The sequence below is a fragment of the Methylobacterium sp. FW306-05-D genome, from assembly GCF_058782155.1.
In genome coordinates this window covers 22,860-45,478 of the sequence record NZ_JBYSXL010000008.1, presented here as the reverse complement: position 1 = coordinate 45,478, position 22,619 = coordinate 22,860, and the positions used below count along the sequence as shown (strand labels likewise).

Here is a 22,619-nt window from a genome sequence, read left to right as displayed (position 1 = left end):
GGCGTGTCTCTCCCTGGGCCGGCGCCCGGCCGCTTCGTTTTGCGGCGCAGCATTTATACTGCGCCGCGACTTATTTATACATGAAACGACGTCTTGTATATTTTGTCAACGCGATCGAATAATGATGGACGCCTGATTTTTGCGAGTCGGCGGGATTAAAACGGGCCGGGACCTCAGCGCATGAACCAGTCGGGCCGCCTCCGGCAGACCATCGAGACCGAGATCGTGGATGGGCGCCTCGCCATCGGCGCCCGGCTGGACGAGATGGAGCTCGCCGAGCGCTTCGGGGTCTCGCGCACGCCGATCCGCGAGGCGCTGCTGCAGCTGGCGGTGACCGGCCTCGTGGAGATCAAGCCGCGGCGCGGCGCCATCGTCAGCGCGCCCGATCCGCAGCTCCTCATCGCGATGTTCGAGACGATGGCGGAGATCGAGGCCTCGTGCGGACGGCTGGCGGCGCGCCGCCTCGTGCCGGACGACGAGGCGGCCCTCAAGGCGGCCCTGGCCGCCTGCGCCGCCTCGGCGGCCGCCGGAGATCCGGAGACCTATTACGCGGAGAACTACATCTTCCACACGGTGATCTACCGGGCCTGCCGGAACGGCTTCCTGGAGGAGCAGGCGCGCCAGCTGCACCGCCGGCTCGCGCCCTTCCGGCGCCTTCAGCTGCGCGCCCGCAACCGTCTCGGCCAGTCGCTGGCCGAGCACGAGGCCATCGTCGCCGCCATCGTGTCCGGCGACGAGGTCGGCGCCTCCGAACGGCTGCGCGCCCATGTCATCGTCCAGGGCGACCGCTTCTCGGACCTCGTGGCCGGCCTGCGCTCGATCAATGCCGCGGCATGACGGTCCGGAGGGCGGGCCACCAAGGTCGTCACGAGCATTAGCAGCGCAACCTTTGATTGCATGCCGCCGGCGAGAAAGTCAATCTTAAGGGAGATCGACTAATCGAGAGAGGAACCTCTTCGACACGCGGTCCTCTCCATGCGCTTCTCCCTCAAGTCGACCTTGATCGGCCTTTTCGGCTTGCTGGCCATCATCACCGCCGCACAGGGTCTGCTGTCCCTGTCGAAGATGGATGCCATTGGCGACCGCATGACGGTGCTGTCCGACAACGCCCTTCCATCGGTCGACGCCGCCCATGCCATGAATGCCCTAGTGATGCGGATCCGGCTCTGGCAGTTCCGCTACGTCGTGGCGGACACCGCCGAGGAGCGCACCAACAGCGTCGCCCAGGCGGCGACGCTGGCCAAGGAGCTCGAGGCCCGGCGCGTCGCCTACAAGGCCCTGGTGAATTCCCCTGAGGAGAGCGCCCTCTACGACGAGGTCGGCGCCAAGCTTTCCCAGATGGGCCAGGACTGGACCCGGCTCCAGGCGATCGACCCGGCCCGGCGCGACGAGGTGCTGACCCTGTTCCGCGGCTCGATGAACGCCAACTACCTCGCCACCAGCGCCACCATGCGCAAGCTCGTGACCCTCAACGGCGAGGCCGGCGAGGCCGCCAAGACGGCGGCGCGCGGCGAGCACGCCAGCGCGGTGCGGACCACTCAGGTCATGCTCGGCCTCTCCGTCCTGATGGCGCTGGCCGCCATGGCCTACACGATCCGCGGCATCACCCGGCCGCTGGGCGCGATGACGGCGGCCATGCGCCGCGTGGCGGACGGCGACGCGGAGACCGAGATCCCGAGCGTCGGGCGCCAGGACGAGATCGGCGCCATGGCCGACACCCTGGAGACCTTCCGCGCCAACCTGCTGCGCAGCCGCGCCCTGGAGGAGGAGACCCGCCTCGCCCGCGCCGGCGCGGAGGCGCAGCGCAGGGCCGCGATGCGCGAGATGGCCGACGGGTTCGAGGGCGCCGTCGGCGGCATCCTCGGCCGGGTGACCGCGGCGGCGGGCCAGCTGCGCAGCACGGCCCAGAGCATGGCGACCACCGCATCCGAGACGGCGCAGCAGTCGAGCACCGTCGCGGCGGCGGCCGACCAGGCGGCCTCCAACGTCGGCATGGTGGCGGCGGCGGCCGAGGAACTCGGCGCCTCGGTCCAGGAGATCGGCCGGCAGGTCGACGGCTCGACCCAGCTCGCCCAGCGGGCGGTGGACGAGGCCGCCCAGACCGCGTCGCAGGTCCAGGAACTCAGCAGCGCGGCCGCGCGGATCGGCGACGTCGTCGCCATGATCGCCAGCATCGCCGGCCAGACCAACCTGCTGGCGCTCAACGCCACCATCGAGGCGGCCCGGGCCGGCGAGGCCGGGCGCGGCTTCGCCGTGGTCGCCGCCGAGGTGAAGGAACTCGCCAACCAGACCGCCCGCGCCACCGAGGAGATCAGCGGCCAGATCGGGCGCATCCAGGGCTCCACCGGTCAGGCCGTTACCGCGATCGAGAGCATCAGCGGGCGCATCCGCGAGATCAGCAACGTGGCGACGTCCATCGCGGCGGCCGTCGAGGAGCAGGGCGCGGCCACCCAGGAGATCGTCCGCAACGTCAGCGAGGCGGCCACCGGCACCGGCGAGGTCACGGCCAACATCACCGGCGTCGCCGGCGCGGCCGAGGAGACCGGTGCGGCCGCCTCCCAGGTTCTGGCCTCGGCCTCCGAGCTCTCGCGTGAATCCGAGCACCTCACCCAGGAACTGGCACGGTTCCTCGGCACCGTCCGCGCCGCCTGAACCGATGTCGTCGTCACCGTCCGGAAAAGCGAAAGTCTTCGCATATCCGTTTTACCGACGATGATTTGAATTGCCAAATCTCCCTCGCGGGTCGGATCGACCGGATCTCGCGAGGGAGGCATCCATGCTGACAACCGGACAAATTCCCGGTGCGGCTCTGGCCGCGTGTCCTGTCCTGCCCACGGCCACGCGCGCCGACACGGCCGCTCCGGCGGGACGCAGGACGTTCTTCTCGAGCCTGACAGCCAAGGGCGTCGACGATCGCAGGATCACGGTCCAGTCCGCGGGGGACAAGGGCGACGTCCTCGTGCTGTCCGGGCGCTGGGCGATGACCGGCCCCGGCGAGGGTGGGGCCCGGAAGACGTTCGAGGGCAACTGGGTCAACGGGATGGAGCGCGGCCCCGAGGGCTCGCGCACCGTGCTGCACACCTGGAACTCGCTCGACCCGCTGCGCGGCGCAGGACCAGGCCTTCCTCCCGGCCCGTCCGTCAGGCCGGGCTCGGCTGGGACCGAAGGCGGCTCAGGCCGCCGAGACCGGGGCCTCGCCGGTGGCGGTGCCGAAATTCTCGGCGATCACCGGAGTCCGGGCCCGGATATGGGCGCGCATGAGCAGGGCCAGCGCCTCGCCGTCGCGGGCCCGCAGCAGGGTGATCATCCGCTCGTGCTCGGTCACCGACTGGGCCCATTGCTCCGGGGTCTGGTGCACGGCGTAGCGCGAGCGCTGGATCCGGCCCGAGAGACTGTCGTAGATGCCCCCGAGCGTCGCATTGCGGCTCGCCCGCATGATGGCCTCGTGGATCTCGCGGTTGAGGGCGAAGTAGACCCCCTCCTCGCCCGCCCGCCAGGCGGCGACCATGGCCTCGTGGTCGCGCGAGATCCGGTCGATCTCGGCCTCGGTGATGATGCGGCAGGCGAGGTCCGCGGCGGTCGCCTCGAGGCCGGCGATGACCTCGATCATCTCCTCGATCTCGGATTGCGACAGGCTGGCGACCCGGGCGCCCCGGTTCGGCAGCAATTCCAGCAGGCCCTCGGTGGCGAGGATCTTGATCGCTTCGCGCAGGGGCGTGCGGGAGATGCCGAAGCGCTCGGTCAGCTCGCTTTCGTTGATCCGCGCACGCGGTTCGAGCTCACCGGAGCGGATGAGGTCGCGCATCCGGTCGACCACTTCGTCGTGCAGATAGCGCCGGTTGATGCCGAGGCCCGTCTCGATCTTGTTCATGGGTCCGCGACGTCTGCAGCAGGAAGGAAAAATACTCCCCTTTGGTAATCCCTCGACTGGGACCTGTCGAGAGAGGCCGGAACTATACCCCGGTTCTGCGCACAGGCCTCCGGCCAGATCCGCCCGATCGCCCAGATCCGCGCGAAGTCCTCAAGACGACGGATGAGGGCTACGCTCCGGTGCCGCCCGCGCGCCGGCGACAGCGGCCTCCGCTCGGAGCCGGCGGACATTCCGTCAGCGGATCTCCTCGTGCCAGGTCCGGCCGTCGCGCTCGATCAGCGCGATGGCGGCGGTGGGCCCCCAGCTGCCGGCCGCGTAGGGACGCGGCGGCTCGGGCCGGTCGGCCCAGGCCTTGAGCAGGGAATCGGCCCAGGCCCAGGCGACCTCGACCTCGTCGCGGCGCATGAACAGGGTGGCGTTGCCGCGCACCACGTCCATGAGCAGGCGCTCGTAGGCGTCGGGGTAGCGCTGCTTGAAGGTCTCCTCGAAGGAGATGTCGAGGTTGGTCGGGCGCAGGCGCATGCCGCCGGGCCCCGGGTCCTTGGTCATGACCTCGAGCTTGATGCCCTCCTCCGGCTGGAGCCGGATGACGAGGCGGTTGGGCTCGCGCCCGAAGGATTCGGCCGGGAAGATCGAGAACGGCGAGGCGCGGAACTGCACCACGATCTCGGAGAGCTTCTGGGGCAGGCGCTTGCCGGTACGCAGGTAGAACGGCACCCCGGCCCAGCGCCAGGACTGCACTTCGAGCTTCAGGGCGACGAAGGTCTCGGTCCGGCTGTCGACGTCGCCGCCGAGGTCGGTGCGGTAGCCGTCCACCGGCTTGCCGCCGACGGCGCCGGCCGCGTACTGGCCGCGCACCGTCACGGTCTGCACGTCGTGCGGCGTGATCGGCTTCAGGGCACGCAGGACCTTCAGCTTCTCGTCGCGCACCGAGTTGGCGTCCAGCGAGAGCGGGCTCTCCATCGCCATCAGGCAGAGGAGCTGCAGCATGTGGTTCTGCACCATGTCGCGCAGGGCGCCCGAGGTGTCGTAGTAGCCCGCACGCCCCTCGACCCCGACGGTCTCGCCCACGGTGATCTGGACGTGGTCGATGACGTCGGCCGTCCAGAGCCGCTCGAAGATCGTGTTGGCGAAGCGCAGGGCGAGGAGATTCTGGACCGTCTCCTTGCCGAGATAATGGTCGATGCGGAAGATCTGCTCCTCGGGAAAGACCGTGCCGACGGCGTCGTTGATGGCCCGGGCCGATTTCAGGTCCTTGCCGATGGGCTTCTCCAGCACGACGCGGGACTTCTCGCCGATCAGGCCGTGCTTCGACAGGTTCTGGCAGATCGAGCCGTAGAGGTCGGGCGAGGTGGCGAGATAGTAGGGCCGCACCTGGTCCGGGCGCTCCGCGAGCTTGGCGGCGAGATCCTCCCAGCCCTCGTCGCCGGCCCCGTCCACCGCGACGTAGTCGAGATGGTCGAGGAAGGCGGCGAGCCTGTCCTCGCTGATGTCGCCGGCCGGCACGAAGCGCTTGATCGCGTCACGGGCGCGCTCGCGGAAGGCCTCGGCGCTCATCTCCGAGCGCGAGGCGCCGATGATCCGGCTCGTGCCCGGGATCTGTCCGTCCTTGAAGCGGTAGTACAGGGCCGGCAGCAGCTTGCGCGTCGTCAGGTCGCCGGTGGCGCCGAAGACGACGCAGTCGAAGGAGGCGACGGGGATGATGGTGGCCAAGGGCGGCTCCCGTTCGGTTTGCAAGTCGGTCTGCCCGCGGTTGCGCGGCACGGGCCGGTCGCGAAGAATCGTCCCCGCTGTGTCGGCTTCCCCGAAGCGCTATGCAAGGCGTCCGCCACCGGCTCGGCGTGCGCGACGGCACCGCTCCCGGGCGGGGATCACGACCCGGCGAACCGCTTGAACGCCTCGGCATGGTCGGGATGCCAGCGTGACAGCGCGGGGCGGTTCTCGATGATGTCGCCGGCGGCCCAGGCGATGCGCTTCTCGTCCTGGGCCCGGGTGGTCTCGTTGTCGGGACACAGGATATAGAACTCGCCCCGCGCCAGCCCGGCCATCAGGAAATCCACCGTCTCGTCCGGGGTCCAGGCGCCGGCCGGCTTCTCGGCGACGCCGCGGGCCCGCGTGAGGCCGGTATAGACGAAGCCCGGAATCAGCAGGTGGGCGCTGACGCGGGCGCTCTCGCGTCCGCGCAGGTCGTGGGCCAGGGCCTCGGTCACGACCTTCACCCCCGCCTTCGAGACGTTGTAGGGCGTGTTGCCCGGCGGCGTGGTGATGCCCTGCTTCGAGCCCGTGACCACGATGGCGCCGGGCTGAGACCCCGCGATCATCGCCGGGGCGAAGGCCTGGATGCCGTTGATGACGCCCCAGAGGTTGGTGTCGAGGATGCGGTGCCAGGTCTCGGCATCGGAGAACAGCCGGCCTCCGGCCTCGATCCCGGCATTCAGCATGACCACGGCCGGCGCGCCCTCCGCGCAGGCCGCCGCGCTCAGGGCCGCGAAGGCCTCCGGCCGCGCCACGTCCGTGGCCATCGCGTGGACGGAGTCCGGGGTCCCGCTCCGCGCGACCTCGGCCTGCGCGGCCTCCAGCGCATCCCCGGGCAGGTCGGCGAGCCAGACCCGCATCCCGGCCGCCGCGAAGCGCCGGGCGGCCGCGAGGCCGATGCCGCTGGCCGCACCGGTGACGATGGCGGTCCGTCCCGCCTGGATTGCCGGATGGTTGGTCATGGCTGCTCCTGCTCTGCCGTTTCGCGGCGGGAGTTAGGGCGCGCGCCGGCGCCCGTCACGGCGCGACAGGAGATTGGTAACCCTCTGTGCGCATGGTCGGGGCGACATGCCATTCGAAAGGTTCGCGATGCTTTCGCGCCACAGGACCGTCGCCCTCCGCCCGCACCGCCTCCGCGCGGGCCTGCCCCCCCTGGCCCTGCTCCTGGCCCTGGGCGGAGCCGCGACGGCACAGGTCTCCGGCGCGCCGGACGCGCCCGCCTCCGCGAAACCGCCCAAGGTCGAGAGCCTCACCACCACCACCGCTCCGGCGACCCCCGCCGTGCAGGCGATCGCCCCGAGCGCGGCCGATGCAGGCCCCCTCCCCGCCGCCCCGGCCAAGAAGTCGCGCGAGTTGCCGCCGCTGGTGGTGGCCCGGGTCTCCGCCGATCCGGTGCCGACCTTGAGCCCCTCGACCTTCCTCGACACCCTGCGGATGGCCGACCGCTACCAGGCCATGGTGGATGCCGGGGGCTGGGCCGCCCTGCCGGCCGATCTCGTGGTCAAGCCCGGCGCCGGCCACCCATCCATCCCGGCCCTCCGCAAGCACCTCGCCCTCGTCGGGGACCTGGCTGCCGACACGCCGATGAGCGACCAGCTCGACGCCCCCCTGGTGGCCGCGGTGAAGGCGTTCCAGGCCCGGCACGGCCTGCCCGAGACCGGACTGATCGGGCGCCAGACGGTGGCGGCGCTCAACGTGCCGGCCGCCACCCGCCAGCGTCAGCTGGCGGCCTCGGCCGCCCGCCAGATCGGCTCGAACTTCGCCTATGGCGACCGCTACGTGGTGGTGAACATCCCCTCGGCCACGGTGGAGGCGGTGGACCACGGCGTGGTGGTGCGCCGCTACGTGGCGGTGGTCGGCAAGCCCGACAAGGCGACGCCGCGGATCGAGGCGCGCATCACCGACGTGAACCTCAACCCGACCTGGACCCTGCCGGTCTCCATCATCAAGAAGGAGATCATCCCCAAGATGCGCAAGGACCCCGGCTACCTCGCCCGGGAGCGCATCCGCATCCTCGGCCCCGGCGGGGTCGAGGTCGATCCCACCGCGATCGACTGGTCGAGCGAGAAGGCCGCCAACTACACCCTGCGGCAGGATTCCGGCCTGGAGAATTCCCTGGGCCAGGTGCGCATCGACATGCCGAACAAGCAGGCCGTCTACATGCACGACACGCCGTCGAAGTCGCTGTTCGCCCGCGAGGTGCGGTTCCACTCGCATGGCTGCGTGCGCGTCGCGCAGGTGAAGGAACTGGCCGGCTGGCTGCTCGAGGGCACGCCCGGCCCCAACGGCCCCGGCTCGACCTGGGGTCCGATCGAGATCGAGACCAGCATCGCCACCAACGAGCGCCTCGACATCAAGCTGCCCAAGCAGATCCCGGTGACCTTCGTGTATCTCACCGGCTACGCCACCCCGGACGGCCGCGCCCATTTTCGTGATGACATCTACGGCATCGACAGCCCGGCGGTGCCGATGCCGGACGTGGCGGCGACGGGCGCGATCGCGCCGCCGACCGTCCCGAAATCGGCCACCGTGCCCTCGACGGCCAAGGCGTCCACCTCCGGGTCCACCCGGGCTCCCGGCGACAAGCCGTTCCCCGACAAGGCGGTTCAGGCTGCGCCGGTCCCACCCAAGCCGGTGCCGAAGGTGGCCGCGGACAAGGCGGCTTTCCTCGGCACCGCCCCGGCGCAGAGCACCAGCAGGACAGCCGCGCCCAGGCGGGCGGGGGTCGGCGCCGCGAAGGCGGTCAGCGATCCGGTCCCGCCGCGATCGATCCCCAGCCGCGCGGAGCTTCCACCCACGGATTGAGCCCGCGCCGGCCGGCACCCGGCGGTTCGGACAGGGTTTCTCTCCGAGGCGGGCGGCCGCATGCCCCCGGTCCGCCCCCCCGGTGACCCATCGGCTCCCATCCGTTCGGACCCGCTCGCGGGAGCGACTCCCAGTTGACAAACCACGGCCTCACCTAAGATTGTTACGTTATAACATATCGAAGGAGTTCCGTTGATGCCGCGTTCCGACTCGCGCCTGCCCGTCACGGTCCTGTCCGGCTTCCTCGGCGCCGGCAAGACCACGTTGCTCAACCACGTTCTGAACAACCGCGAGCAGCGGCGCGTCGCCGTGATCGTCAACGACATGAGCGAGGTGAACATCGACGCGGATCTGGTGCGGGGCGGCGAGGCCAACCTGTCGCGGACCGACGAGCGCCTGGTGGAGATGACCAACGGCTGCATCTGCTGCACCCTGCGGGACGATCTCCTGGCCGAGGTGCGGACGCTCGCCGAGGCGGGCCGGTTCGACTACCTGCTGATCGAGGGGACCGGCATCGCCGAGCCGCTGCCCATCGCCGCGACCTTCTCGTTCCGCGATGCCGAGGGACGGGCCCTCGCCGACGTGGCACGCCTCGACACCATGGTGACCGTGGTGGACGCGGCGAACCTGCTCAAGGACTTTGGCTCGGCGGATTTTCTCAGCCATCGCGGGCAGAAAACGGGCGAGGGCGATACCCGGACCCTGGTCGATCTCCTGGTGGAGCAGATGGAGTTCGCCGACGTGGTGGTGATCAACAAGGCCGCGGACGTCTCTCCGGACCAGCTCGCCCTGGTGCGCTCCGTGGTGCGGGGCCTCAACGGCGATGCGCGGATCGTCGAGGCCTCCCACGGCCGCATCCCCCTGGCGACGGTCCTGGACACCGGACTCTTCGACGCGGATAAGGCCCAGGAACATCCGCTCTGGTTCAAGGAACTCTACGGCGCCGCGGAGCACGTCCCGGAAACCGAGGAATACGGGATCGGCACGTTCGTCTACCGGGCCCGGCGTCCGTTCGACCCGACCCGGTTCAACGCCTTCGTCGGCGCGACTTGGCCCGGGCTGATCCGCGCCAAGGGCCATTTCTGGCTCGCCTCGCGACCGGACTGGGTGGGCGAGTTCTCCCTGGCCGGAGCCGTGGCACGGGTCTCCGCCATGGGCTTCTGGTGGCAGGCCGTACCGCGCCCGCGCTGGCCGGACGCCCCGGAGTTCCGCGCGCGCCTCGACGCGGTCTGGAGCGAGACCTGGGGGGACCGGCGCCAGGAACTGGTCTTCATCGGGACGGGCCTGGACGAAGCGGCCATCCGGGCCGCCCTCGACGCCTGCCTGATCGACACGGGGCCGGACCGGGGCGCCTTCGATGCCGCCCCCTATCGCGGGCTGCCCGATCCGTTCCCGGTCTGGCGGCGGGGCGCCTGAGCGACGGCCCCCCTGTCCGGCCGCCCCCGATGGGGCGACCGGACAGGTCGGTGATCAGGAATCGAGACCGCCGTCCTCGTCGATGTCGACCAGGAACACGATGTCGGCATCCTCCTCGTCCTCGTCATCCGCCTCGTCGTCGTTCGAGGCCTCGGCGTGGCGGGCATCCGGCTCGTAGGGCTCGTCCTCCTCGGAATCGTCCTCCGCGAGGGCGTCCTCGAAGATCTCGATCTCCTCTTCGGTGGCAGCCCGGACCTTGAGCGGAGAGGTGCCGTTCCACAGCACCTTGCCGTCGCTCTTCATGGTCTGGATGTCGTCCTTGAAGCCATCGCAGGTGAAGAGGTCGTTGGCGACCTCCTCGGAGCCGTTGATGACCGCGATGGCCACGCCATCGATCTCGAGTGTGAACATCGCGAATCCTTGTTGTCTGCGGCCTCGGGGCCGCCGTCCGTGTAGGGGCGAACGGAGCGCAGGCCAAGGCCCGGGACGGAGTGGGTCGGTTCGCGGGAGCTGGTCGGCCCTCAGGCTCCGCCGCTCGCCCGGGCGATCGCCCGCTTGACCACGCCCTGCACGTCGGGATTCGACAGGAACAGGTCGTGGTTGATGAGGCCGCCGCCGTAATCGGAGGCGTCGGCCACGCGCACGCCGAGGGCCTCCAGGCGCTCGCGGTCCGCGGCGCCGGCCCGCACGATGCCGCCCGCAATGGCGCCGGAGAGCTCGAGGGCGCGGTCGTTCGTCGACGAGATCACCGTGATCTTGTGCACGTCCGGCCCCATGCGCTCCACCGCGCTGGTGAAGAGGTCGATGTCGATGTCGGGCGCGGCGAGGACCACCGCGCCGATGCGCGCCATGGCGGCCTCGCCGGCCTCGGCCCGCAGCATGCGCAGGGTCTCGAGCGTCAGCAGGGTGCCCATGGAATGGGCGACGATGTTGATGCGCCCGCCCGAGGGCGAGTTCGCCAGGGCCTTCAGCAGGTCCTCGAAGCCGTCGCGCGACCACAGGGCGCTCTCGCGGTCGTAGCCGTAATCGAAGGTGGCGGCGGCCGAGGGCCAGGTGAACAGAGCCGAGGCGCCACGGAAGCGGATGCCGTCGGAGAGCTTGGCCGCGCTCAGGGCCGCCGACTGGAAGCTCTCGCGGTAGCCGTGGACGTAGATCAGCACGTCGCGTCCCAGGGCCGCCTGGGCGAAGGCGCCGGCCGCGCCCGGGCCGGTCTCGACCTGCGGCACCGCCGTCACGGCCCAGTCGCCCGTCACCACGGAGGAGACCTTGCCGATCAGCGAGCGGTCGGGCGCCGACAGGCGGACCTCGGCGAAGCTGAGGCCGCGGCCACGCTCGGAGGTGAAGTAGGGGCTCTTCGGCGGCATGCCGACGGGCTTGCGCGTGGTGGCCACGAGCAGGACCGGGCTGACGTCGAGGGCCGATTGGCGCTCCGGCGCGCCGCCGCCCACCGCGTCGGTGACGAGGCCGTCGGCGACGCAGCCGGCCAGCCCAGGCGTCAGGCCGGCCACCCCCGAGAGGGCGGCGAAGCGCAGCAGCGCGCGACGGGTGGGAGGCAGAGGTCGGGTCATGGCTCGGTTCTTGGGTCGGATCATGTCGTGCAAGGCGGCCCTGAACGTGACGGCCCCGGGACGGGCGCAGCGCGTCAGTACCCTGTCGATCAGGATCGTGACCATGGCGGGGCGGAAGCGTGACCGTGGCGATGTGGATTGCGGGCAGAGGCGCCTCTGTGGCCCCTGGCCCACAGGCCGGGGGCCCCCGGATCACGCCGGTTTGCAGGGGGGAGCGCCGCCGTGCGGGCTCGTCCCCCTCGACGAAACCCGGCCGGACCGGCAAAGAAGGCAACCATGGCCGCCTCCCCCGCTCCCGCCCTCGACATCGATGCCCTGCGCGAGCGGCTGCTCGCCGGAGACCGCGCCGCGCTGGCGCGGGCGATCACGCTGGCCGAATCGAAGCGGCCCGATCATCGGGCGGCGGCGCGGGGGCTCATCGACGCGGTGCTGCCCCACACCGGCACGGCGATCCGCGTCGGCATCACCGGCGTGCCCGGCGTCGGCAAGTCGACCACCATCGACGCGCTCGGCGCCAACCTGACGGCGGCCGGTCACAAGGTGGCGGTGCTGGCGGTCGACCCCTCCTCCACCCGCACCGGCGGCTCGATCCTCGGCGACAAGACCCGGATGGCGCGCCTCGCCCTCGACCCCAACGCCTTCATCCGCCCCTCGCCCTCCTCCGGCACCCTCGGCGGCGTCGCGGCCAAGACCCGCGAGACCATGCTGCTCTGCGAGGCGGCGGGCTTCGACGTCATCCTCGTCGAGACCGTCGGCGTCGGCCAATCCGAGACGGCGGTGGCGGACCTGACCGACTTCTTCCTCGTGCTGATGCTGCCGGGGGCCGGCGACGAGCTCCAGGGCATCAAGAAGGGCATCCTCGAACTCGCCGACATGATCGCGGTGAACAAGGCCGACGACGGCGAGGGCGAGCGCCGGGCCAGCGCGGCCGCTTCGGAATACCGCGCCGCCCTGCACATCCTCTCGGCGCCGAGTTCGACCTGGACGCCGCCGGTGGTCACGATCTCGGGCCTGAACAACAAGGGCCTCGACGGCCTGTGGGAGCGAATCGTCGATCACCGCAACAAGCTCACCGTCACGGGCGAGATCGCCACGAAGCGCCGGGCCCAGGACGTGAAGTGGATGTGGGCCCTCGTGCACGAGCGCCTGCACCAGCGCCTCGTCGGCTCGGCCGACGTGCGCCGCCAGACGGCCGAGGCCGAGGGCGCGGTCGGCCGCGGGGAATCCTCGCCCGCCGCCGGGGCGGAGGCCATCGCCACCTTGATCGGCCTCTGACCGCGTGGCGGGGCCGCTGCTGATCACCGGCTTCGGTCCGTTTCCCGGCGTGCCGCGCAATCCGAGCGCGGCCCTGGCCCGGCGCATCGGGGCCCTCGCAGGCCCGAAGCTCGGCGGCAGGCCGGTGCGGGTGCTGATCCTGCGCACCACCTACGCGGCGATTCCCGAGATGCTGGAGCCGGCCCTGGCGGAGGCGCCGGCCGCGATCCTGATGCTCGGCGTGGCGACCCGCGCCGGGCGGGTCCGGGTCGAGGTCCAGGGCCGCAACCGCACGAGCCGGCTCTTCCCCGATGCCGCCGGCCGGATCGCGTCGCGGCTGACCCTCGAGCCGGACGGGCCGCCCGCGCGCCGCACTCCCGCGGCGACCTCCGCGCTCGCGACGCTGCGCAGAGCGGGAATCACCGCGATCCCCTCGCGGGATGCCGGACGCTATCTCTGCAACGCCAGCTATTTCCGCGCCCTGCGCACCGGCTCCCCGGCTCTGTTCGTGCACATCCCGCTTCCGCCCCGAACCCGGCGGCCCGCGACGGCGCCCGCGCGACCCAAGCGCCAGACGCCCGAGGAGCACCTCGCCCGGGCCTGCACGGAGGTTGCGCGCCGGCTCGTGCTGCGCGGCCGGACCGGCGGCTGAGCCGCAGCGCGGCCCGGTCCTTTGCCGGCACCGGAAGAATTTCACCCCCGGCATGGGTCCCCTTCGCGCCGTCGGGCGTTCTGTGCAGGTCGGATGCGGGCGTCCCCGACCCCGGACGGACGACCCGCATCATCCGCGTTCAGGAGAGAGACCATGGTCGATACGGATCGCATCGTCGGCGCCGCCAAGGAATTCGGCGGCAAGGTTCAGGGCGCTGCAGGAGACCTCGCCGGCTCTTCCCGCACGTCGGCCGAGGGCCGCTACCGCGAGGCCGAGGGTCGCGCGCAGGACATCTACGGGCAGGCCAAGGACACCCTGCGCGATGTCGCCGACAATGTTTCCGATTACGCCGAGGACGCCTACGAGCGGGGCGGCAGCTACCTGCGCGACGGCGGCCGGGTGGTCGGCCACCGCGTCGAGGAGAACCCGTTCATCGCCCTCGTGATCGCCGGCGCCGTCGGCTACGGCCTCGCCCTGCTGCTGCACGGCCGCCGCTGAGTCGACCGGCTGCCCCCCGCCGCAATCGGCGCGAGGGGGCAGCCCGCGCGGGATCGCGCTACTGCGCGGTCCAGCCGCCATCCATGGCCATATTGGCGCCGGTGATCTGGCTCGCCGCGTCCGAGGCCAGGAACACCGCCAGCGCCGCCACCTGATCGATGGTGACGAATTCCTTCGTGGGCTGCGCCTTGAGCAGCACCTCGTTGATGACCTCGTCCTCGGTCATCCCCCGGGCCTTCATGGTGTCGGGGATCTGGCTCTCGACCAACGGCGTCCAGACGTAGCCCGGCGAGATGCAGTTCACCGTGATGCCGTGCGTCGCGAGTTCCAGGGCCGCGGCCTTGGACAGGCCGACGAGGCCGTGCTTGGCCGCCACGTAGGCCGACTTGAAGGGCGAGGCCACCATCGAGTGCGCCGAGGCCGTGTTGATGATGCGCCCCCAGCCGCGCCGCTTCATGCCGGGGATCGCCACCCGCATGGTGTAGAAGGCCGAGGACAGGTTCAGGCCGATGATCTGCTCCCACTTCTCCGGCGGGAAGTCCTCGATCGGCGAGACGAATTGAACGCCGGCATTGTTCACCAGCACGTCGACGGAACCGTAGGTCTCCTCCGCGAGACGGATCAGCCCCTCGATCTCGCCGGGCTTGGTCAGGTCGGCCGGCGAGTGGCTGGCCTTCACGCCGTATTCGGCTTCGATCCCGGCCCGCGTCGCCTCGATCTCCTCGGGCTTGCCGAAGCCGTTGAGGACGATGTTGGCCCCCTCCTTGGCAAAAGCGAGCGCACAGGCGAGCCCGATGCCGCTGGTGGAGCCCGTGACGACGGCGGTCTTGGATGTCAGGATCATGGAAGCCTCCTCGAGGTCTGGGCGATCAGGCCGGGATCATCGTCCAGCATGCGCCCTCGGGGCAATGGAAAGGCGTCGCCCATCGCCGACCGCCCATGATGGGCCGGGCGTTCGACCCGCCCCGATCGCCCGATCGTGCAGCACCTGTCCGAGGCCGACGCGCCCCGCCCGCGCCGCGGGCTCCCGGATACGAAGGCCGCCACCATGACCGAAGGTCAAGGTTCCCGCCATCCGCCGTCCCTGACGAAGCCCGCGCGATGTCAGGGCGGGGCGTTCGGGAGGCGGGATGGTTGACAGGCGGGTCTCCTTCGCCAACACCCCCCGCCCAGTCGCGGCTTTTTCCGCACGCCCTCCGCCGCGATCGTCCCTGACCCGGCCGCCCCGCGCGCGATGGCGACGAACAAGGATCCCTGACCCATGTCGGTGACGCGCTCCTATCTCGATTTCGAGAAGCCGGTGGCCGAGCTCGAATCCAAGCTCGAGGAGCTGAAGACCATGGCCGCCCGCGACGGCGCGGTCTCGATCAGCGAGGAGGTCGGGCGCCTGGAGGCCAAGGCCGCCGCCGCCCTGTCGGACATCTATGCCGGCCTGACGCCGTGGCAGAAGACCCAGGTCGCCCGGCATCCGCAGCGTCCGCACTTCATCGACTATTGCGCCGGCCTGATCACCGATTTCACCCCCCTGGCCGGCGACCGCGCCTTCGGCGAGGACCAGGCCATCGTCGGCGGCTTCGGGCGCTTCCGCGGCCGGCCGGTCTGCGTCCTGGGCCAGGAGAAAGGGTCCACCACGGAGACCCGCCTGCGGCACAATTTCGGGATGGCCAAGCCCGAGGGCTACCGCAAGGCCGTGCGCCTGATGAAGCTCGCCGACCGCTTCGGCCTGCCGGTGCTCGCCTTCGTCGACACCGCCGGCGCCTTCCCGGGCATCGAGGCCGAGGAGCGCGGGCAGGCCGAGGCCATCGCCCGCTCGACGGAGGCCTGCCTCGCCCTCGGCGTGCCGAACGTCGCCGTGGTCATCGGCGAGGGCGGCTCGGGCGGCGCCATCGCGCTCGCCACCGCCAACCGGGTCCTGATGCTGGAGCACGCCATCTACGGCGTGATCTCGCCGGAGGGCGCGGCCTCGATCCTCTGGCGCGACCAGGGCCGGGCCGCGGACGCGGCGACCGCCATGAAGATCACCGCCCAGGACCTGCTGCGCCTCGGCATCATCGACGGCATCGTGCCCGAAGCCACCGGTGGCGCCCATCGCGGGCGCGAGGCCGCCATCGCGGCGACGGGCGCCGCGATCGAGGCGGCCCTGATCGAGTTCCAGGGCCTGGGACCCGACGAGATTCGGGACCGGCGCGCCGCGAAGTTCCTGGACATCGGCCGCAAGCTCTGAAACCGCGACACTCCGTCGCGGATAGCCGCTGGAACCAACGGGCATCAGGCCCGTCGGCTCCTGCCAAGGTTTCGCCACACCTCGCCCGAAGGCGTCGCGGGTGAAAGACCTGCCAAATCAATCCTCTCCCCACCGGCGCATCGGACGCGGCACCGATTGCGGCGAGATCGGGTCGGCGGTCCGCCGATCTCCGCAATCCACACCCCGCCCGGGCCGCCGGCTCCGTCGCCTTGCGGTAACAACCGGGTAAGTTTAACGACGCTAAGGGGTTGGGGAGTGGCATTCCAGGGCGCGAGCCCGGGATTGCATGACTGAGGATAGGTTTCCCCATGGCTATGCGCCCGCTCGTGGCCGCCGGTTTCGCTCTGCTCGCCCTGTCGCTCGGCGCCTGCCAGGACGGTTCGACGGGCGGTGGCGTCCCCCTGCGCGCCCTGGCCCCGGTGCCCCCGAAGACCCTGGCGCTGATGGCCCAGAAGGGCATGTCGCAGAGCGACCCCATCCTGATCCGCGCCTACAAGCGGGAAGCCGAGATGGAGGTGTGGAAGCGCGGCACCAACGGCCAGTACGCCCTCCTGAAGACCTTCCCGATCTGCCGCTGGTCGGGCCAGCTCGGTCCGAAGACCAAGCAGGGCGACCGCCAGGCGCCGGAGGGCTTCTACACCGTCACGCCGGGTCAGATGAACCCGAACTCGTCCTACTACCTCTCCTTCGACACTGGGTATCCGAACGCCTACGACCGGGCGAACGGGCGCACCGGCAACTACATCATGGTGCACGGCACCTGCTCGTCGTCGGGCTGCTTTGCCATGACGGACGAGTCGATGGGCGAGATCTACGCCCTGGCGCGCGATTCCTTCGCGGGCGGCCAGCGCGCGTTCCAGTTCCAGTCCTATCCGTTCCGGATGACGGCGGCCAACGTCGCCAAGTTCCGCAACGACCCGAACGCCCCGTTCTGGAAGAACCTCAAGGAGGGTTCGGATTATTTCGAGGCCCTGCGCGAGGAGCCGCGCGTCGGCCTGTGCGGAACGAAGTACGTCTTCGGCGGCGCCGACGCGGCGGCGGGTTCCTGCACGCCGAAGGTCGAGCCCCTGGTGGCGGAGAAGCGCGAGCGCGACAACCGCGAGATCGCCGAGCTGATCGCCAAGGGCACGCCGGCGACCCGCCTCGTCTACGACGACGGCAGCCAGAACCCGGTGTTCCGCGGCCAGCAGCCGCCCGCCAGCACCCTGACCTTCGCGAGCCTCGGCAAGACCGCGCCCGAGCCGGAGCTGCCCTTCGATCCGAAGGATTACGCCCAGCACCGGCTCGGCGACGTCAGCCGCCCCGAGAGCCTGGCCGCCGGCGAGCGCGAGATCGAGGTCGATGCCAAGGGCCGCCCGGTGATGATGGCCGCCGCCGCTCCGATCCCCACCAAGGCCGCCGCCGCGAACCTCGCCCGCAAGGGCGCCGGCCCGGCGCCCAAACCCGAACCGGTGGTGGCCGAGCCGGCGGTCCAGCCGGCCAAGCCCGCCCGCGTCATGGTGGCCGACGCCGAGGGCGATCCGGCCGCCTACAAGAAGGTGCTCGGCAACCTGTTCAGCAACGGCGCCCCCGCGACCCCGGCCACCGACGCCGCCACGGTCCCGGTCGTGGCAGCGGTCGCGGCCGAGCCGGAGCCCGTCGCGGCCAAACCCACCATCTCGGCCAAGCCCGCCGCGAAGCATGTCCTGGCCAAGACGCTCCATGCGGCCGCGGCGCCGGCCAAGACCGGTAAGGCCGACGAGGAGAAGGCCGGCCGGCCGGTCCAGAAGGCGGCCGCGGCCGCCTCGCCGAAGACCACCGGCTCCACCACACCCAAGAACTGACGGCCGGGTCCGGCTCAGCGCGTGCCGAGCAGCATCACGCCGAAGCCGAGGAAGATCCCGCCGGTGATCCGGTCGAAGGCGCGCCGGAGCGCCGGGCGGGTCAGGGAAGCGGCGAGCCGACGGCCGCCGAGGGCGTAGACCGCGTACCAGAACAGTTCCGCCCCCGCGAAGGTGACGACCAGGATCGCGAATTGCGGGGTCTGCGGCCGCGTCGGCTCGACGAATTGCGGCAGGAAGGCGCTGGCGAACAGGAGGAGCTTCGGGTTGCTCAGGCCGATCAGCAGCCCGTCGCGATAGAGCCGCGCCAGTCCGAGGGGTGCCGGCGCCCCCTCCGCGCCGGGCATGCCCAGCGCCCCGTCCTGCCCGCGCCAGGCCCGGATGCCGAGGACGACGAGGTAGGCGACACCGGCATAGCGCAGCCCGTCGAACAGGATGGGCGAAGCCAGGAGGACGGCGCTCAGGCCGGCCGCGGAGGCAACCAGCACCAGGATCACCGCGCTCAGGCAGCCGGCCATGGCCGCGAGGCTGCGACGCCAACCGACACGGACGCTGCGCGCCAGGATGTGCAGCATGTTGGGGCCGGGCGTGCCGGACAGGAGGAAGACGGCGCTGAGGAACAGCCACCAGGTCTGGAAGGTCACGGGGCAGGCACTCCTGGCGCGTCGCGCGCGACGGCACAGATCCCCTTAGCAGAGGGTCGCCGCTGGCAGCGCCCGGCCCGGACGCGGGCCAGCCCGGCGCCCAACGAAAAAGGGCCCCGCGAGGGACCCTTCTCCAGACCGGTCAGATCGGGCGACCGATCACATCCGGTGCATCATCCGGCGATCCATACGACGGTGCATCATGCGGCGCTCCATGTGACGGCGCATCATCCGGCGCTCCATGCGACGGTGCATCATGCGACGCTCCATCCGGCGCTCCATGCGCATCTGCACGGTGGACACGGTCTCAGGGGCGGTCACGCCCATGGGAGCGCCCGGAGCGGCCGAGGCGGAGGTGGCGAGGCTGGCACCGCCGAGCGAGGCGAGCACGGCGAAGGCTAGGGTCAGTTTCCTCACGTGAAGACTCCCATTCTCTTAAATCCGAGCGCGGCACCCGGTTGGTTCTCTCGCACCGGCGGCCGAGAAACGCGTGTCGCGCACCGGAGTGAGCGGCGAGCCCCGTTCCGGCCCGCCGCAGATAACACCCGAGTCAGAGATTCGTTTCCTCGAAAGCCCGCACCCACTCAGCACAAATTCCCGAGCGGACGATGTCGTCGAGGGTAAATTCCACCACCGGGATCGGCATCATCCGGCTCTTGATCAGGTGGATCACGGTGCGCAGGCCCGAGGTCTCGCGCAGGTCGGTCTGGGAGACGTCGCCGTTGATGATCACCTGGCAATCGTCGCCGATGCGGGTGAGGAACATCTTGATCTCGGCGGTGGTGGTGTTCTGCGCCTCGTCGAGGATCACGAGGCAGTTCTTGAAGGTGCGCCCGCGCATCACCTCGAAGGGCACGACCTCGATGTCGCCGGTCTTCACCGCGATCTCGAAGGCGGCCTCGCCCATGCGCTCCTTCATGGTCTCGGTCAGCGGCGCGACCCAGGGGGCGATCTTCTCTTCGAGCGTTCCGGGGAAGAAGCCGAGGGAGCGGCCCGAGGGCACGTTCGGCCGGGTGATGATCACCTTGGCGATGCGGCGCTGGCGGAGCTGGTCGGCGGCGCGGGTGCCCGCGATGAAGGTCTTGCCGGTGCCGGCCGGGCCGAGCACGATGACCTGCTTGTGAAGGGCGAGGGCGTCGAGATACTGCGCCTGCCGGTCGGTGAGGGGCTGGATCGGACTTAAGTTACGTTCTTCGTCGAAGCGGGTTTTGTGCAGCCGGACCGGACGGTCCTCAACGAGTTCAAGTCGTGCGCGACGTCTCTTCATCGATCAACACTCCAACCGGACTTGCCAACCTGGATTTAATCTGAGCCTGACTTGCTGAACTGGCTTCGCATCATTCCTTGACCGTTCCCGTTTCGGCGATCCTTTCCACCTCGCCCGCTTCACAGCCAATCCGGAGACCGCCCTCAAGTTCCGGGCGGCTCCATCAAGCCTGTGGATTTCCGATGCGGCTCCCATGACCGCAGGACTTCGCGTTGCACGCACCATGCCGCGGCGGGCGCGACAGGGGCGTGACAGCAACTATTCTTGCGAATGATGTACAAAGTCTGCGCTGATGCTGCACTGCGGGAGCAAATCGGCCGCCGCGGCCGATTGCCTGGTCCTGTGTCCGAAAAGACGCAGTCCGCATCGGCGCGACGCCCTCCGCAGCCCCCGGCGTCCCGCGATCAGGCCGCCTGGATGAAGCTGTCGAGGACCATCTTCCGGCCGGCCTTGTCGAAATCAACGGTCAGCTTGTTGCCGTCCACACCCGCGACCGTTCCGGGGCCGAACTTGGTGTGGAACACCCGCATGTCGACGCTGAAGGCCGAGGGCGCGCCGGTGGACTTGGCGATGAGCTCGCCCTCGATCTGGCGCGGGCCGCCGCGGCCGGCCGCCGGGCGGTTGCCCACCCCGTAGCCGTTGGCGTTGCCCGATTGCGCCGTGTTGGCCTGGGCCCGCTGCCAGCCCGGCGTGCCGTAGGAGGAGCCGAAGGGCGTCGGATTGCGGTCGAAGCGCGAGGCTCCGGCCGAGAAGTGGGCGGGGGCGTCGAGCACGTCGACGCTGTCCTCGGGCAGCTCGTCGATGAAGCGGCTCGGCACCGTGGAGGACCACAGGCCGTGGATGCGCCGGTTGACGGCGAAGGACAGCTTGGCGCGCTTGCGGGCGCGGGTCAGGCCCACATGGGCGAGGCGGCGCTCCTCCTCCAGGCCGGCGCGGCCGCTCTCGTCCAGCGCCCGCTGGTTGGGGAACAGCCCGTCCTCCCAGCCCGGCAGGAAGACGGTGTCGAATTCCAGGCCCTTGGCGGCGTGGAGGGTCATCAGCGAGACCCGATCGGCGCCCTCCTGCTCGCTGGCCTCCATGACGAGGGAGACGTGCTCGAGGAAGGCGGCGAGATCCGGGAATTCCTCCATGGAGCGCACGAACTCCTTGAGGTTCTCCAGGCGCCCGGCGGCGTCGGCCGATTTCTCCTTCTGCCACATCTCGGTGTAGCCGGATTCCTCCAGGATGGTCTGCGCCACCTCGGAATGGGGCTGCGTGCCGACGAGGCGCGACCACCGCGAAAAGCTCTCGACCAGGGCCCGGACGCCGGAGCGGGCGCGGGGCTTCAGCTCGTCGGTCTCCACGACCAGGCGGGCGGCCTGGAGCAGGGGCACCCGCTCGGCCCTTGCATAGGCGTGCAGCGCCTGCAGGGTGGCGTCGCCGAGGCCTCGCTTGGGCGTATTGAAGATGCGCTCGAAGGCGAGGTCGTCGGAGGGGTTGGCGGTGACGCGCAGATAGGCGAGCGCGTCGCGGATCTCCGCCCGCTCGTAGAAGCGCGGGCCGCCGATGACCCGGTAGGGCAGGCCGAGCTGGACGAAGCGGTCCTCAATCTCGCGCATCTGCGCCGAGATCCGCACCAGCACGGCGATCTCGGAGAGCGGGTGCTGCTTGGCCTGCAGGCTCTCGATCGCCTCCGCGACCTGGCGCGCCTCCTCCTCCGAATCCCAGGCGCCCGACACGGTCACCTTCTCGCCGGCCACGTCCTCGGTGCGCAGGGTCTTGCCGAGGCGGCCCTCGTTCTTGGCGATGAGGCCGGAGGCGGCGGCGAGGATATGGCCGGTGGAGCGGTAGTTGCGCTCCAAGCGGACCACCACGGCGCCGGGGAAATCGTGCTCGAAGCGCAGGATGTTGTCGACCTCGGCGCCGCGCCAGCCATAGATCGACTGGTCGTCGTCGCCCACGCAGGCCACGTTGCGGTGGCCCTGCGCCAGCAGGCGCAGCCAGAGGTACTGGGCGACGTTGGTGTCCTGGTACTCGTCCACGAGGATGTAGCGGAAGCGCTGCTGGTAGTTCTCCAGCACGTCCGGGTTCTCGCGCCAGAGCTTGAGGCAGAGCAGCAGCAGGTCGCCGAAATCGGCGGCGTTCAGCGTCAGGAGCCGGGCCTGGTAGGCGGAATAGAGCGCGCCGCCCTTGCCGAAGGCGAAGGCCTGGGCTTCCCCCGGCGGCACCTGCTCGGGCGTCAGGCCGCGGTTCTTCCAGCCGTCGATGGCCGAGGACAGGGCCCGGGCCGGCCAGCGCTTCTCGTCGATGTTCTGGTCGACGATGACCTGCTTCATCAAGCGGAGTTGGTCGTCCATGCCCAGGATCGTGAAATCGGAGCGCAGGCCCACCAGCTCGGCATGCCGGCGCAGGATCTTGGTGCCGATGGAATGGAAGGTGCCGAGCCAGGGCATGCCCTCGCCGGCCGGCCCGATGAGCCCGCCGATGCGGTGCTTCATCTCGCGGGCGGCCTTGTTGGTGAAGGTCACCGAGAGGATGTCGAAGGGCCGCGCCTTGCCGGTGGCGATGAGGTGGGCGATTCGCGTCGTCAGCACCCGGGTCTTGCCGGTGCCGGCCCCGGCCAGGACGAGCACCGGCCCGTCCGTCGCCTCGACGGCGCGGCGCTGCTCGTCGTTCAGCCCCTCCAGGTAGGGACTGCCCTGCGGCCGCAGGTAGGCCATGGCACGGGCGGCGATGGAGGTCGGGGCGGCGTCGGAGGCGGATGCGCCGGCCGCGTCGAAGCGTTGGGTCATCGCGCATCCCTGGACCAAAACGCGAACGGCGTCGAGAGTCGCGCGTGTTACGA

At 70.6% G+C, this 22,619-nt stretch carries 19 protein-coding genes; 9 read left to right on the top strand and 10 right to left on the bottom strand.

Features of this window, described 5'->3' with window-relative positions:
* Positions 1-180: 180 nt before the first annotated feature.
* Complete coding sequence (locus tag AC3WLN_RS05210) at positions 181-837, top strand: GntR family transcriptional regulator (RefSeq protein WP_463770586.1); 657 nt, start codon at positions 181-183, stop codon at positions 835-837.
* Positions 838-975: 138 nt separating this feature from the next.
* Entirely contained in the window at positions 976-2,652 is a 1,677-nt protein-coding gene (locus AC3WLN_RS05205; RefSeq protein WP_492480020.1) for a methyl-accepting chemotaxis protein, read from the top strand.
* 520 nt (positions 2,653-3,172) lie between these two features.
* On the opposite strand, the gene AC3WLN_RS05200 is transcribed toward AC3WLN_RS05205, so the two are convergent.
* From AC3WLN_RS05200 to AC3WLN_RS05190, 3 genes are all read right to left on the bottom strand, one after another.
* Entirely contained in the window at positions 3,173-3,871 is a 699-nt protein-coding gene (locus AC3WLN_RS05200; RefSeq protein WP_492480019.1) for a GntR family transcriptional regulator, read from the bottom strand.
* Between the two features lie 234 nt (positions 3,872-4,105).
* The gene (gene zwf / locus AC3WLN_RS05195; RefSeq protein WP_492480018.1) at positions 4,106-5,584 is read right to left on the bottom strand and encodes a glucose-6-phosphate dehydrogenase; all 1,479 of its coding nucleotides are present in this window, start codon (positions 5,582-5,584) and stop codon (positions 4,106-4,108) included.
* Positions 5,585-5,742: 158 nt separating this feature from the next.
* Entirely contained in the window at positions 5,743-6,588 is an 846-nt protein-coding gene (locus tag AC3WLN_RS05190; RefSeq protein ID WP_492480017.1) for an SDR family NAD(P)-dependent oxidoreductase, read from the bottom strand.
* A 127-nt stretch (positions 6,589-6,715) separates the two neighbouring features.
* On the opposite strand from AC3WLN_RS05190, the gene AC3WLN_RS05185 reads away from it, so the two are divergent.
* Together AC3WLN_RS05185 and AC3WLN_RS05180 are read left to right on the top strand one after the other, a co-directional pair.
* Positions 6,716-8,431, top strand: a complete 1,716-nt coding sequence (locus AC3WLN_RS05185) for a L,D-transpeptidase family protein (protein ID WP_492480016.1) — start codon at positions 6,716-6,718, stop codon at positions 8,429-8,431.
* A gap of 195 nt (positions 8,432-8,626) precedes the next feature.
* Positions 8,627-9,847, top strand: a complete 1,221-nt coding sequence (locus AC3WLN_RS05180; protein ID WP_492480015.1) for a GTP-binding protein — start codon at positions 8,627-8,629, stop codon at positions 9,845-9,847.
* 54 nt (positions 9,848-9,901) lie between these two features.
* On the opposite strand, the gene AC3WLN_RS05175 is transcribed toward AC3WLN_RS05180, so the two are convergent.
* A complete protein-coding gene (locus AC3WLN_RS05175; protein ID WP_056212012.1) occupies positions 9,902-10,258 on the bottom strand; it encodes a hypothetical protein in 357 nt (118 codons plus the stop codon).
* Positions 10,259-10,368: 110 nt separating this feature from the next.
* On the bottom strand, positions 10,369-11,415 hold the full coding sequence (locus AC3WLN_RS05170) for an alpha/beta hydrolase (RefSeq protein WP_492480014.1): 1,047 nt from the start codon (positions 11,413-11,415) through the stop codon (positions 10,369-10,371).
* A gap of 276 nt (positions 11,416-11,691) precedes the next feature.
* On the opposite strand from AC3WLN_RS05170, the gene meaB reads away from it, so the two are divergent.
* From meaB to AC3WLN_RS05155, 3 genes are all read left to right on the top strand, one after another.
* Complete coding sequence (meaB, locus tag AC3WLN_RS05165) at positions 11,692-12,690, top strand: methylmalonyl Co-A mutase-associated GTPase MeaB (RefSeq protein WP_492480013.1); 999 nt, start codon at positions 11,692-11,694, stop codon at positions 12,688-12,690.
* Positions 12,691-12,694: 4 nt separating this feature from the next.
* Positions 12,695-13,321: a pyroglutamyl-peptidase I gene (locus AC3WLN_RS05160; protein WP_492480012.1), complete on the top strand. Its 627-nt coding sequence runs from the start codon at positions 12,695-12,697 to the stop codon at positions 13,319-13,321.
* A 153-nt stretch (positions 13,322-13,474) separates the two neighbouring features.
* Complete coding sequence (locus AC3WLN_RS05155; protein WP_463770611.1) at positions 13,475-13,819, top strand: CsbD family protein; 345 nt, start codon at positions 13,475-13,477, stop codon at positions 13,817-13,819.
* A 58-nt stretch (positions 13,820-13,877) separates the two neighbouring features.
* Here AC3WLN_RS05155 and AC3WLN_RS05150 read toward each other — a convergent pair whose 3' ends face one another.
* On the bottom strand, positions 13,878-14,663 hold the full coding sequence (locus AC3WLN_RS05150; protein ID WP_492480011.1) for a 3-hydroxybutyrate dehydrogenase: 786 nt from the start codon (positions 14,661-14,663) through the stop codon (positions 13,878-13,880).
* A 417-nt stretch (positions 14,664-15,080) separates the two neighbouring features.
* On the opposite strand from AC3WLN_RS05150, the gene AC3WLN_RS05145 reads away from it, so the two are divergent.
* Together AC3WLN_RS05145 and AC3WLN_RS05140 are read left to right on the top strand one after the other, a co-directional pair.
* On the top strand, positions 15,081-16,043 hold the full coding sequence (locus AC3WLN_RS05145; protein WP_492480010.1) for an acetyl-CoA carboxylase carboxyltransferase subunit alpha: 963 nt from the start codon (positions 15,081-15,083) through the stop codon (positions 16,041-16,043).
* 329 nt (positions 16,044-16,372) lie between these two features.
* The gene (locus AC3WLN_RS05140; protein WP_492480009.1) at positions 16,373-17,887 is read left to right on the top strand and encodes a L,D-transpeptidase family protein; all 1,515 of its coding nucleotides are present in this window, start codon (positions 16,373-16,375) and stop codon (positions 17,885-17,887) included.
* A gap of 14 nt (positions 17,888-17,901) precedes the next feature.
* Here AC3WLN_RS05140 and AC3WLN_RS05135 read toward each other — a convergent pair whose 3' ends face one another.
* The 4 genes from AC3WLN_RS05135 to AC3WLN_RS05120 form a co-directional block, all read right to left on the bottom strand.
* Positions 17,902-18,528 carry a LysE family translocator gene (locus AC3WLN_RS05135; protein WP_492480008.1) on the bottom strand — a complete coding sequence of 209 codons (627 nt, stop codon included), beginning with the start codon at positions 18,526-18,528 and terminating at the stop codon, positions 17,902-17,904.
* Between the two features lie 159 nt (positions 18,529-18,687).
* Positions 18,688-18,945: a hypothetical protein gene (locus tag AC3WLN_RS05130; protein WP_056471436.1), complete on the bottom strand. Its 258-nt coding sequence runs from the start codon at positions 18,943-18,945 to the stop codon at positions 18,688-18,690.
* A gap of 133 nt (positions 18,946-19,078) precedes the next feature.
* Positions 19,079-19,795, bottom strand: coding sequence for a PhoH family protein (locus AC3WLN_RS05125; protein WP_055945921.1), 717 nt, complete (start codon positions 19,793-19,795; stop codon positions 19,079-19,081).
* A 404-nt stretch (positions 19,796-20,199) separates the two neighbouring features.
* Positions 20,200-22,566, bottom strand: coding sequence for an ATP-dependent helicase (locus AC3WLN_RS05120; RefSeq protein ID WP_492480007.1), 2,367 nt, complete (start codon positions 22,564-22,566; stop codon positions 20,200-20,202).
* Positions 22,567-22,619: the final 53 nt, after the last annotated feature.

Excerpts from the sequence above, each read along its gene's own strand:
- AC3WLN_RS05210 (WP_463770586.1), top strand. The coding sequence starts at position 181 with ATGAACCAGTCGGGCCGCCTCCGGCAGACCATCGAGACCGAGATCGTG.
- AC3WLN_RS05205 (WP_492480020.1), top strand. The coding sequence starts at position 976 with ATGCGCTTCTCCCTCAAGTCGACCTTGATCGGCCTTTTCGGCTTGCTG.
- AC3WLN_RS05200 (WP_492480019.1), bottom strand. The coding sequence starts at position 3,871 with ATGAACAAGATCGAGACGGGCCTCGGCATCAACCGGCGCTATCTGCAC.
- AC3WLN_RS05190 (WP_492480017.1), bottom strand. The coding sequence starts at position 6,588 with ATGACCAACCATCCGGCAATCCAGGCGGGACGGACCGCCATCGTCACC.
- AC3WLN_RS05185 (WP_492480016.1), top strand. The coding sequence starts at position 6,716 with ATGCTTTCGCGCCACAGGACCGTCGCCCTCCGCCCGCACCGCCTCCGC.
- AC3WLN_RS05180 (WP_492480015.1), top strand. The coding sequence starts at position 8,627 with ATGCCGCGTTCCGACTCGCGCCTGCCCGTCACGGTCCTGTCCGGCTTC.
- AC3WLN_RS05175 (WP_056212012.1), bottom strand. The coding sequence starts at position 10,258 with ATGTTCACACTCGAGATCGATGGCGTGGCCATCGCGGTCATCAACGGC.
- AC3WLN_RS05170 (WP_492480014.1), bottom strand. The coding sequence starts at position 11,415 with ATGACCCGACCTCTGCCTCCCACCCGTCGCGCGCTGCTGCGCTTCGCC.
- meaB (WP_492480013.1), top strand. The coding sequence starts at position 11,692 with ATGGCCGCCTCCCCCGCTCCCGCCCTCGACATCGATGCCCTGCGCGAG.
- AC3WLN_RS05155 (WP_463770611.1), top strand. The coding sequence starts at position 13,475 with ATGGTCGATACGGATCGCATCGTCGGCGCCGCCAAGGAATTCGGCGGC.
- AC3WLN_RS05150 (WP_492480011.1), bottom strand. The coding sequence starts at position 14,663 with ATGATCCTGACATCCAAGACCGCCGTCGTCACGGGCTCCACCAGCGGC.
- AC3WLN_RS05145 (WP_492480010.1), top strand. The coding sequence starts at position 15,081 with ATGTCGGTGACGCGCTCCTATCTCGATTTCGAGAAGCCGGTGGCCGAG.
- AC3WLN_RS05140 (WP_492480009.1), top strand. The coding sequence starts at position 16,373 with ATGGCTATGCGCCCGCTCGTGGCCGCCGGTTTCGCTCTGCTCGCCCTG.
- AC3WLN_RS05125 (WP_055945921.1), bottom strand. The coding sequence starts at position 19,795 with ATGAAGAGACGTCGCGCACGACTTGAACTCGTTGAGGACCGTCCGGTC.
- AC3WLN_RS05120 (WP_492480007.1), bottom strand. The coding sequence starts at position 22,566 with ATGACCCAACGCTTCGACGCGGCCGGCGCATCCGCCTCCGACGCCGCC.